The following is a 13,847-nucleotide window of genomic DNA, read 5'->3' as shown; positions in this document are numbered from 1 at the left end:
TGACGACATGGCCATGCTCTCCCCTCTTCCGGTGCGCGACGGCGTCGGCGCCACGCGTCTGCACGTGCCGATGACCGGCGAATGGCCGACGGTGGGCGCGTACATGATCGACCGCTTCTTCCACCTCGATCCCGAAGGCCTGCTGAGCCGCTTCGACCGCGGCGAGATCGTGGCCCGCGACGGCACACCCCTCGCCAGGGACACTCCCCTGGGCGTGGAGGAGTTCATCTGGTACTACCGCGATCCTCCTGTGGAGACCCGGCTCCCGGCGGAGATCGAGGTCCTGCATCAGGACGACGACCTGGTGGTCGTCGACAAGCCGCACTTCCTGCCGACCATCCCCGGTGGCAAGTTCCTGCAGAACTCCGCTCTCATCCGCCTGCGCAATCTGCTCGGCAACGACGAGCTCGCCCCCATCCACCGTCTGGACCGCGCGACCGCCGGAGTGCTCATGTTCTCGGCGCGTCCGGCCACGAGGGGCCCGTATCAGCTGCTGTTCGAGACCAGACAGGTGCAGAAGGTGTACGAGGCGGTCTCCGCGCGCCCGGCGGACTGGGACGCGTCTCGGTTCCCCCTGGTCTACCGCAACCACATCGTGAAGCTCCGCAACGAACTGAAGGTGCAGGTCGACGACGAGCGCGAACCCAACGCCGAGACCGCGATCGAGGTCATCGACGCCGACGAGCGCGTCGTGCACACGCTGCTGCGTCCGCACAGCGGCAAGATGCATCAGCTGCGGGTGCACCTCGCGGCTCTCCGCCTCGGCATCCTGAACGATCCGTTCTATCCGGAGCTGCGGGGCGAGCGCCCCGACGACTTCGACCACCCCATGCAGCTGCTCGCGCGCGAACTGCACTTCGTCGATCCACTGAGCGGCGCGCCGCGGATGTTCTCCACGACGCGCACGCTGCAGGAAGCGCCCGTCAGCGGCGCATGATCTTGCGCGCCAGGCGCGTGCCGAGCATCTGCACGAGGTGCACGAACACGACGATCAGCACGATCGCGGTCCACATCACGACCGGCTCGAACTGCCGGAACCCGTAGATCTGGGCGAACGCTCCGAGTCCGCCGCCGCCGATCAGCCCCGCCATGGCTGTCATGTCGATGAGTGCGACGACGATGAACGTGTAGCCGAGGATGAGCGGCCCCAGCGACTCGGGGATGGCGACGGTGAAGAGGATGCGCCAGGGACCCGCGCCCATCGCCCGAGCCGCCTCGATGACGCCGGGCGAGACCGAGACGAGATGCTGCTCGACGATGCGTCCGATCGCGAAAGCCGCGGCGAGGGCGATCATGAAGGCCCCGGCGGTCGTGCCGATGCCCGTTCCGACCACGACACGAGCCAGCGGCTGGGAGACCGCCACGAAGAGCACGAACGGGATCGGCCGGAAGAAGTTGACTCCGAGGTTCGCGATGATCGCGACGGCGCGGTTCTGCGCGAGACCGCCTGGTCGGGAGACGTAGAGGACGACCCCGATCGCGAGGCCGAGTATGCCACCGAGGACGAGCGCGAACGTCGTCATGTAGAGGGTCTCGAGCGCGGACTTCCACAGCTCGGGCCACAATTCGTTCAGACGATCCATCAGCGTGCCTCCTCTCCGGCGATCTCGGTGACTTCGACGCGCTGGGCGATGTCGGCGAGTGTGCGGTCGATCATGGCGTCGTCACCCCGGATCGCGAGCGTGAGGTGCCCGAAGGCTCGACCTCGGATGTCGTTGATACCGCCGTAGACGAGTTCGAAGTCGAGTCCCGCGCCGGCGAGGTCGAGGAAGACCTGCGCCTGAGAGGAATCGCCGTCGCGGAACGAGAACGTGACGAGGCGGCCACGGTGGCGGTCGCGCAGCACGCCGAGCTCGGACGGCGACGGGATGCCCTTGACGACCGTGCCGACGAACCGCTGCGAGGCGGGGTTCTGCGGGGCGGAGAAGACGTCGAAGACGTCGCCCTGCTCGATCACCCGCCCGTTCTCCATGACAGCGACCTTGGTCGCGATGGTCTGGATGACGTCCATCTCGTGCGTGATGACGACGATCGTGACGCCCTGCTCCTTGTTCACCCGCTTCAGCAGATCCAGCACCTCGTGCGTGGTCTGCGGGTCGAGGGCACTGGTGGCCTCATCGGCGAGGAGGATCGCGGGGCCGGTGGCGAGTGCGCGGGCGATGCCGACGCGCTGCTTCTGACCGCCGGAGAGCTGCTCAGGGTAGGCCTTGGCCTTGTCGGCGAGGCCGACGAAGCTGAGCAATTCGGTGACTCTGGTCTCGATGTCGGCCTTGGACCAGCCGGCGAGCTTGAGCGGGTACGCGATGTTCGCCTTGACACTGCGTGAGGCGAACAGGTTGAACTGCTGGAAGATCATGCCGATCCCGCCGCGGACCTTGCGCAGCTCGCTCTCACGGAGGGAGGTGATGTCCACGTCATCGACCGTGATGGTCCCGCTCGTCGCGGGTTCGAGCGCGTTGATCAGCCGGACGAGGGTCGACTTGCCGGCACCGGAGTAGCCGATGATGCCGAAGACATCTCCCTTCTCGATCGAGAGGGTGACGTCGTCGACAGCCACGACCTCATCATCGTCTCGGGTGCGGGAGGGGTAGGTCTTGGAGACGTTCGTCAGAGTGACGATCGGCATGTGGTGCTCCGGTCTGCTTCGGGAACGAAGAATCGGGTGACGCACGAAGCGCCACCCGATTCTGCCTCATCGGACGGGGTGCCTGGCACCCGATCGTCCTACTTCGTGGCCTCGGTGTCCTCCTGGACCTTCTTCAGCGATGCGACGAGGTCTTCGGCCGGGGTCTGCACCGGCACAGCGGTGTCACCCGACGACTCGATCAGACCGGCCTGCACGTCCTTGTTCGTCTGGAAGATCTCGACGAGCTTCAGGTACGTCTCGTTGTCGGCATCCTCCGCACGCGTCGCGAAGATGTTCACGTAGGGCAGCGCGTTGGGGTCCTCCGGGTCGTCCTGGGCGATCGCGTCGTCGAAGGTGAGGCCCGCGTCCTTGACGAAGTCATTGTTGATGATCGCGGCGGCGACATCGGGCAGCGACGTGGGGATCAGCGCCGCCTCGAGGGCGGTGACCTTGACCTTGGACTTGTCGGTGTCGACGTCGGCGAGGTCGGAGACGATCGATCCGCCACTCTTGAGCTCGATGAGACCGGCCGACTGCAGGACCAGGAGAGCGCGCGCCTGGTTCGAGGCGTCGTCCGGAACGGCGACGGTCTCACCCTTGGGGATGTCGTCGACGTCGTCGTACTTGCTCGAGTACAGACCCAACGGGTAGATCGCGGTGGATCCGATCGGCGTCAGGTCGGATCCCGAGGCGCTGTTGTACTCGGCGAGGTACACGATGTGCTGGAACTGGTTGATGTCGATCTCGCCCTCGGACAGAGCGGGGTTCACCTGCTCGTACGAGCCGAAGTCGACGAGCTCGACCGTGATGCCTTCTTCGGCCGCCGCCTCGACGAAAGGGGCCCACTGCGGGTCGCCCTTGCCGACGATGCCGATCTTGACGGTCTCGTCCGCGGAGTCACCCCCGCCGGAGCCGGCGTCGGAGGATGGCGTCGCGCAGCCTGCGAGCGCGACGAAGAGCGGGACCGCGGCGAGCGCGGCGATGACGGATGTGGTCCGACGGGATGCGTTGATGGACATGAGTGTTCGGGTTCCTCTCTTGGGGGACTCGAATACGTTAGGCAGCGCGATGCCGTGCGCGACAATCGAGTGTCACACGGCGTCACAGCTCTCAGTCGTACTCCTCGATGCCCTGCAGACGGACCTGCTCCAGGTCGAGCCGGGCGGAGATGCGGCGCACCACCAGGTCGTCGACCGTGCCGTCTCTGCGCAGCCCGAGCAGCACTTCCCGCTTGCGGTCGAGCAGCGCCAGCTTGAGCCTCGTGTGCTCCTCGTGGCGCAGCAGCGGCGAGCGCTGCATCACGTCGACGTCGACCGAGGTCGCGAGCATCTGCAGAGTCCTGACCTCGCCGTCCCCCGACGTGCCATCGGCCGACGTGTCGGCGCCGGGCCGGGGGTCTGGCAGCCGGAGGCGCGGCGACGCGTCATCCGCCCCGCCGTCGATCTGCTCGTCACCGCCCAGCGGGTCCGGCTCCCCCAGCATCACATCGAGGGCCTCCGCCTCGGCGTCCACGATGGCCTGCTCGCGCGCGAGAGCCCGTGCGTTCGAGAACTCGAGCATCTGATAGCCCTCGGCGCGCACCTTGTCGCGGATCTCCTGCCCGATGCCGTGCTCGACCGCGAGATCGTCCAGCGCCGCGAGGGCGGCTCCCGAGATGGTCCGCTCCGCGAGCTCGTACTCCTCGTCCTCCGCGTGATCCACCGGGAATCTCGCCCAGCGGACGATCGCCGGCAGCAGGGGTGCCTGAACGAGCAGGCTCAGCAGGATGACCCCGGCAGTCACGAAGACGATCTCATCGCGCCCGGCGATCTCCCCCTCGGTGGAACTGGCGACCGGAACCGACAGGGCGATCGCCAGCGAGACGGCGCCCCTCATGCCGGCGACGGTCGACACCGCCATCGAACGCGCCCTCGCGCCGCGGGAGGGGCGCACCGTGTTGCGGCGTTGGAACAGTGCGTTCATGACCTGGAAGAGGTAGCGCACGACCAGCAGCGACACCCATACGGCGAGCGTGATCAGCACCAGCCGTCCGATGGCGGCCGCCGAGATCTCATGCGCGACGAACTGCACCTCGAGTCCGATCAGCACGAAGAGCGCGCCGTTGAGCAGGAAGACGCCGAACGGCCACGCCGCGGCGACCTGACGACGCGACGAGGCCGTCGTGACCCTCGGCGACACGTAGGCGACGATGAGTCCGGCCACCACCACGGCGAGAACGCCGGACGCGTGCACGATCTCGGCCAGCAGGAAGGCCGAGAACGGGACCAGCAGCAGGGTGACGTTGATGACGGTCGTCGAGGAGGAGCGACGGAGCAGCAGGTAGCCGAGGGCGGCGATCACCACACCGGCCGCGATGCCTCCGAGGTACGACGTGAGCACCGACATCGTCACCGACAGCGGTGTCACGTTGCCGCCGAGTGCGAGCGAGATCGCGATGGCGTAGAGCACCAGTGCGGTGCCGTCGTTGGTGAGGCTCTCCGCCTTGAGCTTCATGAACAGGCGTTTCGGCAGCAGCCTTCCGAGGGCGGCCACAGCCGTCGCATCCGGCGGCGCGACGGCGGCGCCGAGGATCAGGGCGGTCTCCCACGGCATCCCGAACAGGATCCCGACCCCGGCGACGGCGAAGGCGGATGCGACGACGAGCAGAGTGCTCATGGGGAGGATGTAGCGGAAGTCGCGCCGGATGGAGCGCAGCGACGTCGTCAGGCTCTCCCAGAACAGCATCACCGGCAGGAACAGCAGCAGCACGGTCTCGGGCGGGAGCTGGATCTCACGCAGCTGCGGCACGAAGCCGAGCGCCAGGCCGAGGATGACGAGCACGAGCGGCAGCGCCAGCCGCACACGCGGCGCGAGCAGCGTTCCCACGAGGATCGTGAGTCCGATCAGGACGGTGACCTCGAGTCCTTCCATCTGAACCTCCCGGGTGCCGCAGGATCACACTGTGCGATCCCGGATGGCATCGAACCCCGCCCAGAGCACAGCGCACGGCAGTGCCACCGTATTCCCACGGGGCCCGGATGGCGAGGGTCGGATCAGTCGAGCTCCTCGCTCAGCTCGAACCAGCGGAGCTCGAGCTCCTCGATCTCGGCCTGCTGCTCGCCGATCGTCTTCATCTTCTCGCCGAGGCCCGCGAAGTCGGCCTGGTCGTGATCCGCGAGGGCCTGCTTGGCCTTGTCGACCTGCTGCGTCAGCTTCTGGATGCGCCGTTCCAGCGACGACACCTCTTTCTGTGCCGAGCGCAGCGCGGCGCCGTCGAGGCTCGGCGTCTTCTTCTCCGTGTTGACGGCCGTCTGCGACCTGCCCGGTGCAGAGGTCTGCAGCAGGCGCAGCCGGAGATACTCGTCGACGCCGCCCGGCAGGTGGCGCAGGTGACCGTCGAGGATCGCGAACTGCTGGTCGGTGACGCGCTCGAGGAAGTACCGGTCGTGCGAGACGACGAGCAGGGTGCCCGACCAGGAGTCGAGCAGGTCCTCGATGGCGGCGAGCATGTCAGTGTCGAGATCGTTGGTGGGCTCGTCGAGGATCAGCACGTTCGGCTGGTCGAGGAGCACGAGCAGCAATTGGAGGCGACGCTGCTGACCTCCCGAGAGGTCTTTGACCGGCGTGGAGAGCTGCGCCGAGTCGAATCCGAGTCGCTCGAGCAGCTGTCCGGGGGTGAGTTCCTGCGCCTTGGACCCCGTGCCCATCGTGTACGAGGTGCGCAGCCGCGACACGACGACGCGCACCGGCTCGTGCCGCACGTCTTCGAGCTCATCGAGACGCTGCGTGAGGGTCTTCACCTTCACGGTCTTTCCCTGCTTGACCCGACCGCTGGTCGGCTCCACGGTGCCTGCGATGAGTCCGAGCAGGGTCGACTTGCCCGCACCGTTCACCCCGAGGATGCCGGTGCGCTCCCCCGGCGCGATGCGCCACTCGACGTCGCGGAGCACCTCCCGCGTGCCGCCGTCGACGGTCGGGTAGGTCACGCCGACGTCGAGCAGATCGACGACGTCCTTGCCGAGACGGGACACCGCGAGCGACTGCAGCGAGACCTTGTCGCGGATCTCCGGCACATCGGCGATGAGCTCATTGGCGGCCTCGATGCGGAACTTCGGCTTCGCCGTGCGCGCGGGCGCACCGCGACGCAGCCAGGCGAGCTCCTTGGTGGCGAGGTTCTGCCGTTTGGCCTCGGTCGCCGCGGCCATCCGGTCGCGCTCCACCCTCTGCAGGATGTACGCCGCGTAGCCGCCCTCGAAGGGCTCGACGATGCGGTCGTGCACCTCCCAGGTCTCGGTGCAGATCTCGTCGAGGAACCACCGGTCGTGGGTCACGACCATGAGGGCCCCGGAGTTCGTGGACCAGCGCTTCTTGAGATGTCCCGCGAGCCACGTGATGGCCTCGACGTCGAGGTGGTTGGTGGGCTCGTCGAGGGCGATGACGTCCCAGTCGCCGGTCAGCAGTTTGGCGAGCGACACACGTCGACGCTGGCCTCCACTGAGCGAGCCGATCTCGGCATCCCAGGCCAGATCCTTGAGCAGCCCTTCGATCACGTCGCGGGTGCGGGCGTCGCCGGCCCACTCGTACTCGGGGGTGTCGCCGACGACGGCCTCGGCGATCGTCAGGTCGTCGCTGAGGGTGTCGGCCTGATCGAGCACGCCGATCGTCGTCCCTCCGCGCACCGTGACGCGACCGGCATTCGGCTGCTTGATGCCGGCGAGCATGCCGAGCAGGCTGGACTTGCCGTCGCCGTTGCGGCCGACGATGCCGATGCGGTCACCCTCTTCGATGCCCAGGGTCACGGAGTCGAAGACGACCCTTGTCGGATATTCGAGATGAAGGGCCTCTGCCCCGAGAAGATGTGCCATGTCCTCTCCAGGGTAGTTGTCCCGGCTGGGCGTCTGCCCGCCCCTCGGCCCTCCGCCTCTCGGCCGCTCTGCCCCTAAACTCGACGGGTGCCATGGAAACGCCGGGTGTTCTCGCTCTCCCTAGACGATCGCAAGGCGAAGCTGGTGCAGTCGAGAAAGCGACCCGGTCGCTTCGAACTCAGCGTGGACGGCATTCCGCAGTCCGTCGTCTCGATGGTCGAGCCCACCGACCTCGAGTACGCGTACACCCGGCACATCGCCCGCGCGATGGATGCCGCCGCTGAGCCCGGAGCGCCGCTGTTCACGGTGCATCTCGGAGCCGGAGCACTCACGCTGGCACGCTACGTCGAGGCGACGCGTGCCGGATCGCCCCAGATCGTCGTCGAGTTCGAGCCCGCCCTCTACACGGCGGTGGTCGACGCGCTGCCGCTGCCTCCCGACTCCGACGTACGCGTCATCTTCGGCGATGCGCGGACCGTCGCAGACGCCGGGCTTCCGGGCGAGGAGCCATCGACGGTGCCGTCTCCTCCGTCTCGCGGACCCGGCGCCGCCCCGACGGGCAGCACCGCCGCCGCCGCCGAGTGGGTGGACGCGCGCTTCACGGTCGTCGACCTCTGGGATGCCGCCGTCATCCGGCATCGCGTGGCCAGTCAGGAGTTCTACCGCCGGGTCGCCGCGCGCTCCGCGGCGACAGGGGTCGTCGCAGTGAACCTGCTCGACGGGCATCCGTTCGAGTACTCACGCCGACAGGCGGCCACCCTGCGCTCCGTGTTCGCTCACGTCGCCGTCGTTCTCGACGCCGAGCCGGAAGACGACGAAGGGCCACTCGGCAACGTCGTCATCTTCGCGAGCGACGAGCCGCTCGACATCGCGACCACGCCCGATCTCCTCGACGCACCGCGATCTCATTTTCTCCACGCCGACCCTCTGACGTCGTGGATCGGTGACGCGCGCATCATGACCGACGCCGACGGCACGGACTCCCCCGATCCCGACGATCCGCTCTGGGACTAGCGCACCGCGACGCCGAGCGCGGTGGAGACCGGGAGGCACGATCACCCGAAGAGTTCGGGGAGCACGGCCGTGAACTCGTCGAAGTGGCTGTACCAGATGGTGTGTGCGGCCCCGGGGATGCTCCGGACCTCACCGCCCTGTCGAGCGAACCTGCGCGCGTCATCGTCGGAGACCCAGGCACTCGGATCTGCACGGACCAGGATCGACGCCGGGCCCGGTGCCCACTCGCGGTCGTCCCCGCAGGACACGGACGCCATGGTCTCCGGGTCGAAGCGCGCCGCCGCGCGGGCCTCGACCTCGGCATCCGCGGCGGAGTAGAACGGTCGGGCGGTCCGCAGCGCCTCGGGCGACGACCGCGCTCTGCGGTCCTTCTCATAGGCATCGACGAGGCTCGCACGATCCGCTCCTCCGGAGAGCGACAGCGCGGCGTCGACATACACGGCGAGAGCCGGGCGGAGCGAGGCGGCCGCCTGTGCGAGCACGGTCGCACCGTAGGAGTGGCCGACGGCGATCACCGGAGCGTCCGTCGCCCGGCTTCGCACCGTCTCGACCACCGATGTAGCCGCGGTCTCGATCGTGAGGTGCGGATCACGCGCAGACCGGCCGTGGCCGGGAAGATCGAGCGCGAGCACCCGATACCCCCGCGCCGTGAGCCGTGGCACGACGCGGTGCCAGCTCTCCCCTGAGCCCATCATGCCGTGCAGGAGCACGACGGTCCGAGGGCCGACGCCCGACTCGTCCACGTGCAGGAGCATCCGGTCAGTGTGCCATGGCGGGGGCCTCCGGCGTTGATCATCGTACCGGCATATATCGTATCTTTGTTCGAATGTGCGGAGGTGCGCGGGGTAGGATGGAGGCATGAACGCAGTGCTCGATGCGACCGATTCCCAGATGGCGGCTCTCGCCGATCTGGTGACGACGCTCGAGATCGCCGAGTCGACGTTGAGCAGCATGACGGCCGCTCGCGACGGGCTGTTGGCGATGGCCGGGAGGCTGGCGATCGACATCGCGAAGCAGGGCGAGCACCCCGACGGCGGCGACCAGTCGGTCACGATGATCGCCGCAGAGATCGCCGCGGTCCAGCACGTCAGCGACAGGACGATCGAACGACGGATGACCGCGGCGGGCATGCTCGTCGACCTCTTCCCCACCGTCTGGGAGGCGCAGGCGAAGGGGCGTATCAGCGCTGCCCACTCCCGGGTGATCGTCGACGCGGGCGCACACCTCGAGTCGTCGAGCGCACGCGAGGCCTTCGCGGCGATCGTACTGCCGCTGGCCGAGACCGATTCCCCCAACCGCCTTCGCGCACTCGCGCGCCGCATGGCAGAGCGGTTCGCCCCGTCGACGGTGACCGAACGGCATCGAACGGCCCGGGCGCAGAGACGAGTCTGGATGACCGACGAAGACGACGGCATGGCGGCGCTGCACGCGCACGCTCCGGCCGCACTGGTCCACGGAATGCTCGATCGGCTCTCGCAGATGGCGCATACCCTGCGCGACGAGAACCGCCGCGCGAAGCGGGATGCCGTCCGCGAGGGTCAGGAGCACGACGCCGATGACCGATCGGTCGACGAGATCCGCGCCGATCTGCTCGCCGATCTGGTGCTCGGCGGCACACCCACGGGCCACGACAGCCATGACGCGCTGCTCGGTTCGATCCGAGGGCGCGTCGAGATCACCGTTCCCGTGATGACACTGATCTCCGGCGATGCCGCCGCGGGCGCAGGGACCGGCGCCGATGACTCTGCTGCCGGATCCAGCGCCTCTACCGCGGATCCCGGCGACTTCTCCCCTCCTGCAGAGCTCGACGGGGCCATCCCGATCGACATCGACACTGCACGCCGGTTCGCCGGGCTCACGACCGGGTGGGATCGAGTGATGACGCATCCTGTCAACGGTCGGGTCTTGGTGGTCGATCGATACCGGCCGAGCGAACATCTCCGGCGGCACCTGCGCGCCCGCGACGGTCGATGTCGCTTCCCCGGGTGCGGGATCGCAGCCCGCAAGTGCGACCTCGACCACAACCACGCCGCATCCGCGGGCGGCGCGACCTGCGACACGAACCTGGCGACGTTCTGCCGTCGACATCACGTGCTCAAGCACAACTCACCGTGGCATGTCGAGCAGAAATCGGGCGGCGTCATAGAGTGGACGAGCCCGACCGGCCGGATATATGTCGACACGCCTCCGGCGCCGAACACGGTGACGTTCCGTGAGTCGGCGGATGCCGTCGCGCCGTTCTGACGGAGACTCGCCCTTCTGACGGAGACTCCGCTTTCTGACAGAGACTCCGCTTTCTGACAGAGACTCCGCTTTCTGACAGAGACTCCGCCTTCTGACAGAGACTCGCCGTTCCGACCGAGAATCCGCCGGGCTGTGGATAACCGGAACGGCGAAGGCGCGTCTTTGATTACGGTGGCGCGATGTCGTCCTCGAGAGTTCCTGCTGCCGCTGCCGCCTTCCCCTGCACCGTGTCCCACCCCCTCAGTCGGATCGTTGCGGCGGGGATCGCCGGAGCCTTGATCATCGCCGCCGCCGGATGCTCACCGGGACCGAGCCCAGCACCCACCCCGACGCCCGCTTTCACCGACGAGGCGGATGCCTTCGCCGCCGCCGAGAAGGTCTACCGGGCGTACAACGATGCGCTGAATGCCCGTCGGCAGGGGGATGTCACGGCCGACCCTCAGCAGTACCTGACCGGAGCGGCACTCGAAGGAGATATCGAAACCCAAAGCCTGCTCGCTTCCAACCAGCTCCGGGCCGCAGGCACGGCGGTTCTGATCACATTCGCGGGCGAGTCAACGAACGTTGACGAGGGCAATGGGACCGTGACGGGCACCGTATGCGTCGATGCTTCTGGCGTCGTTCTTCTCACCGCGACCGGCGAAGACGTGACACCGCCTGGCCGCGGCGAGAAGATCGCCCAGAGAATTACCTTCGCGGGAACATCGGACACCCTATTGATATCTGCCGAAGAGACCGGGGAGGGCGGGTCATGCTGACTCGTGCATCCGTCGCACTGGTCGCCATACTCATAGCTTTGCCCTCAGCCGGGGCAAGCCCGATCAAGATGAGCAACTGCTCGTCCGAATCTGCACGACTCGGTGTTTGTGGCTCCACCGACGGGTCTTCGCTCACGATCAGCGGGACGCGAGAGCGACCCGGGACCGGCTCGACCGACCCCAGCACACCGACCGCACCCGGCTCGCCGAACTCTCCCGGCACGCGATCGGGACCCAGTGATGAGGCGATCAGGTTCGCGGAGTGCATGGATGATCAGGGAACCACGCGCTGCGCCCGAGAACTGCCCACACCCGGCGCTCCGGAGACGGCGCCGCAGGCGCCCGGCATCCCCGCCATCACCATCTCGGATCTCGTCCAGTTCGCTCCCGAGCCGACACGCACCGTCGCGGAGCCCGGCAACGTCGGCATCGCCGGCCTGCCCACGAACTTCGTCGCCGCTGCCGAGGTCCACATCCGAGACGGGGAGCTGCTCGGCATGCCGCTCCGCGTGAGATTCACGCCCGCCGGCTACGACTACACCTACGGCGACGGGAGCACCGCCACCCTCGACGCTGCAGGTCAGACCTGGGAGGCACTGGGTCAGGCACAGTTCACACCCACCCCGACCAGCCACACCTATCGCGCACCAGGGATCTATCCTGCAGCCGTCGACGTCCGCTATACGGCGGAGGTCCATCTCGGCGGCGGATGGCAGCAGATCACCGGCGAACTCACCAGCCGTGGCCGCGCCCAGAACATCCGCGTCCTCAGCGCCCGCACCGCTCTCGTCGCCCACACCTGCCTCGAGCGCCCCGCCGCCGCGGGCTGCTGAACGCCGCAGATCACAACACGGACGCCATCCGCAGACGCCGTCCGGTGTCGGCGGTTCTGATGAGCGCCCTGCGTCGATTCCTGCACCTCGCGGCTGTGGATAACCCTGACGGCCCGCCGGGCATACGAGCTACTTTGGCCGGATGATTCTCAGACCTGCGCGTGCGCGCACCCTCATCCTCATGGCACTGGGCACGGTGGCAGTCGCGACCGGAGCGCTGGTCGGATGCACTCCCCGCTCCGCACCGACGCCCACCCCGACAGCGGTCTTCGCCACCGAGAAGGAGGCATTCGCGGCCGCCGAGGACGCATACAGGGCATACAACGAAGCATTCAACGCCATCGACCTGACCGACCCGTCGACCTTCGAGCCGGTGTTCGCACGCACAACGAGCGACTTTCGAAATGCCGATAAAGAGACCCTTTCAGAGCTGAGCGCCGCAGGGTTGCAGTTCGTCGGAGAGACGAGAATCATCGGCTTCAAAGGAATGTCATCCACAGCGCACTTCGAGGAGATCGTCGCACTGGTGTGCATCGACCTATCCGAGTCCGACGTCGTCAACGCAGCCGGGGACTCGGTCGTTCCGATCGAACGCCCGGCCGTGAACACTCTTCGTGTGACGTTCGCGGCGAATGCAGGCTCTGTACTCATCGCGCACGCGGACCGTGAGCCGGAGGCATCGTGCGACTCCGAGTGACACTCTTCGCGATCGCGCTCCTCGTCGTGCCGCTCGCTACGACTGATGATGACGGCGGCGTCGGTGGAGCGGACGTCGTTGTGGGATCAGACGGCACCACCCTCACGATCACCGGAACACAGGAGCGACCGGGCACGAGCACTGACGACTCCACCTCCGACCGCGGCGACGCCGATCCCCCGGCGGATCCGAGTCGGCGAACTCCCTCCGACCTGTGCAGCCCCCTGGGCTCACGCGTCGGCAACTGCGCGACAGCCCCCGTCCTTCCCACCGTGGGGGTGGTCCCGTCGATCACGATCAGCGACCTCGAGCAGTTCGCGCCACAGGCGACCACCACCGCGGCCGAGCCTGGCGACATCGGCATCGCCGGAATGCCGACCAACTTCATCGCGGTCGCAGCGGAGCAGACGCGCACCGGCACGATCCTGGGCGTCCCGATCACGGTGCGGTTCACCCCCGTCGCGTACGACTACCGTTACGGCGACGGCAGCACCGCCACCCTCGACGCCGCCGGACAGACATGGGCGATGTTGGATCAGGCGCAGTTCACCCCCACGCCGACGAGCCACACCTACCGGAACCGCGGCACCTTCCTGGCCGACGTCGATGTCCGCTACACGGCCGAAGTCGACCTCGGGAGCGGATGGTTCCCGATCGACGGGCAGCTCACCACCGACGGCCCCGCCCGGGAGATCCGCATCCTCGAAGCGCGCACCGCTCTCGTCGCCCACACCTGCCTCGAGCACCCCGCGGCCGCCGGATGCTGAGCACCGCACGCGATCGCGAACATTCCGCGCGGTCCTGAACCGCGCGACACGACGCAGAAGAGCC

The 13,847-nt window shown here is 67.8% G+C and carries 13 protein-coding genes; 7 read left to right on the top strand and 6 right to left on the bottom strand.

Annotation, left to right across the window (positions count from 1 at the left end; genetic code table 11):
• Positions 1-13: 13 nt before the first annotated feature.
• Positions 14-937 carry a pseudouridine synthase gene (locus tag ASD43_RS16145; RefSeq protein ID WP_200946631.1) on the top strand — a complete coding sequence of 308 codons (924 nt, stop codon included), beginning with the start codon at positions 14-16 and terminating at the stop codon, positions 935-937.
• Here ASD43_RS16145 and ASD43_RS16140 read toward each other — a convergent pair.
• The 5 genes from ASD43_RS16140 to ASD43_RS16120 form a co-directional block, all read right to left on the bottom strand.
• The gene (locus ASD43_RS16140; protein ID WP_056420830.1) at positions 924-1,583 is read right to left on the bottom strand and encodes a methionine ABC transporter permease; all 660 of its coding nucleotides are present in this window, start codon (positions 1,581-1,583) and stop codon (positions 924-926) included. The two genes, ASD43_RS16145 and ASD43_RS16140, sit on opposite strands and share 14 nt — an antisense overlap.
• Complete coding sequence (locus ASD43_RS16135; protein WP_056420829.1) at positions 1,583-2,626, bottom strand: methionine ABC transporter ATP-binding protein; 1,044 nt, start codon at positions 2,624-2,626, stop codon at positions 1,583-1,585. Before ASD43_RS16135 ends, ASD43_RS16140 begins: the two co-directional genes overlap by 1 nt.
• Before the next feature lie 98 nt (positions 2,627-2,724).
• The gene (locus ASD43_RS16130) at positions 2,725-3,645 is read right to left on the bottom strand and encodes a MetQ/NlpA family ABC transporter substrate-binding protein (RefSeq protein ID WP_056420826.1); all 921 of its coding nucleotides are present in this window, start codon (positions 3,643-3,645) and stop codon (positions 2,725-2,727) included.
• A gap of 91 nt (positions 3,646-3,736) precedes the next feature.
• Positions 3,737-5,536 carry a Na+/H+ antiporter gene (locus ASD43_RS16125; protein ID WP_056420820.1) on the bottom strand — a complete coding sequence of 600 codons (1,800 nt, stop codon included), beginning with the start codon at positions 5,534-5,536 and terminating at the stop codon, positions 3,737-3,739.
• 122 nt (positions 5,537-5,658) lie between these two features.
• Positions 5,659-7,470 carry an ABC-F family ATP-binding cassette domain-containing protein gene (locus ASD43_RS16120; RefSeq protein WP_056420817.1) on the bottom strand — a complete coding sequence of 604 codons (1,812 nt, stop codon included), beginning with the start codon at positions 7,468-7,470 and terminating at the stop codon, positions 5,659-5,661.
• Between the two features lie 87 nt (positions 7,471-7,557).
• On the opposite strand from ASD43_RS16120, the gene ASD43_RS16115 reads away from it, so the two are divergent.
• On the top strand, positions 7,558-8,484 hold the full coding sequence (locus tag ASD43_RS16115; RefSeq protein WP_157551078.1) for a spermidine synthase: 927 nt from the start codon (positions 7,558-7,560) through the stop codon (positions 8,482-8,484).
• A 41-nt stretch (positions 8,485-8,525) separates the two neighbouring features.
• Here ASD43_RS16115 and ASD43_RS16110 read toward each other — a convergent pair whose 3' ends face one another.
• Positions 8,526-9,239, bottom strand: coding sequence for an alpha/beta fold hydrolase (locus tag ASD43_RS16110; protein WP_056420811.1), 714 nt, complete (start codon positions 9,237-9,239; stop codon positions 8,526-8,528).
• Between the two features lie 103 nt (positions 9,240-9,342).
• Between ASD43_RS16110 and ASD43_RS16105 the strand changes: the two genes are divergently transcribed.
• The 5 genes from ASD43_RS16105 (at position 9,343) to ASD43_RS16085 (ending at position 13,783) form a co-directional block, all read left to right on the top strand.
• Positions 9,343-10,728, top strand: coding sequence for an HNH endonuclease signature motif containing protein (locus tag ASD43_RS16105; protein ID WP_056420807.1), 1,386 nt, complete (start codon positions 9,343-9,345; stop codon positions 10,726-10,728).
• 179 nt (positions 10,729-10,907) lie between these two features.
• Complete coding sequence (locus tag ASD43_RS16100; RefSeq protein ID WP_157551074.1) at positions 10,908-11,486, top strand: hypothetical protein; 579 nt, start codon at positions 10,908-10,910, stop codon at positions 11,484-11,486.
• A 266-nt stretch (positions 11,487-11,752) separates the two neighbouring features.
• Positions 11,753-12,319, top strand: coding sequence for a hypothetical protein (locus ASD43_RS16095; RefSeq protein WP_157551072.1), 567 nt, complete (start codon positions 11,753-11,755; stop codon positions 12,317-12,319).
• A 142-nt stretch (positions 12,320-12,461) separates the two neighbouring features.
• A complete protein-coding gene (locus ASD43_RS16090; RefSeq protein ID WP_056420801.1) occupies positions 12,462-13,016 on the top strand; it encodes a hypothetical protein in 555 nt (184 codons plus the stop codon).
• A complete protein-coding gene (locus tag ASD43_RS16085; RefSeq protein ID WP_235564203.1) occupies positions 13,013-13,783 on the top strand; it encodes a hypothetical protein in 771 nt (256 codons plus the stop codon). Before ASD43_RS16090 ends, ASD43_RS16085 begins: the two co-directional genes overlap by 4 nt.
• The last annotated feature ends 64 nt before the right edge of the window (positions 13,784-13,847 follow it).

This window comes from Microbacterium sp. Root553 (assembly GCF_001426995.1).
GTDB lineage: Bacteria > Actinomycetota > Actinomycetes > Actinomycetales > Microbacteriaceae > Microbacterium.
This window is presented reverse-complemented; position numbering and strand designations above follow the sequence as displayed.

Coding starts and splice junctions, on each gene's coding strand:
- ASD43_RS16090 (WP_056420801.1), top strand. CDS start 12,462: ATGATTCTCAGACCTGCGCGTGCGCGCACCCTCATCCTCATGGCACTG.
- ASD43_RS16145 (WP_200946631.1), top strand. CDS start 14: ATGCTCTCCCCTCTTCCGGTGCGCGACGGCGTCGGCGCCACGCGTCTG.
- ASD43_RS16135 (WP_056420829.1), bottom strand. CDS start 2,626: ATGCCGATCGTCACTCTGACGAACGTCTCCAAGACCTACCCCTCCCGC.
- ASD43_RS16110 (WP_056420811.1), bottom strand. CDS start 9,239: ATGCTCCTGCACGTGGACGAGTCGGGCGTCGGCCCTCGGACCGTCGTG.
- ASD43_RS16130 (WP_056420826.1), bottom strand. CDS start 3,645: ATGTCCATCAACGCATCCCGTCGGACCACATCCGTCATCGCCGCGCTC.
- ASD43_RS16095 (WP_157551072.1), top strand. CDS start 11,753: ATGGATGATCAGGGAACCACGCGCTGCGCCCGAGAACTGCCCACACCC.
- ASD43_RS16125 (WP_056420820.1), bottom strand. CDS start 5,536: ATGGAAGGACTCGAGGTCACCGTCCTGATCGGACTCACGATCCTCGTG.
- ASD43_RS16120 (WP_056420817.1), bottom strand. CDS start 7,470: ATGGCACATCTTCTCGGGGCAGAGGCCCTTCATCTCGAATATCCGACA.
- ASD43_RS16140 (WP_056420830.1), bottom strand. CDS start 1,583: ATGGATCGTCTGAACGAATTGTGGCCCGAGCTGTGGAAGTCCGCGCTC.
- ASD43_RS16100 (WP_157551074.1), top strand. CDS start 10,908: ATGTCGTCCTCGAGAGTTCCTGCTGCCGCTGCCGCCTTCCCCTGCACC.
- ASD43_RS16105 (WP_056420807.1), top strand. CDS start 9,343: ATGAACGCAGTGCTCGATGCGACCGATTCCCAGATGGCGGCTCTCGCC.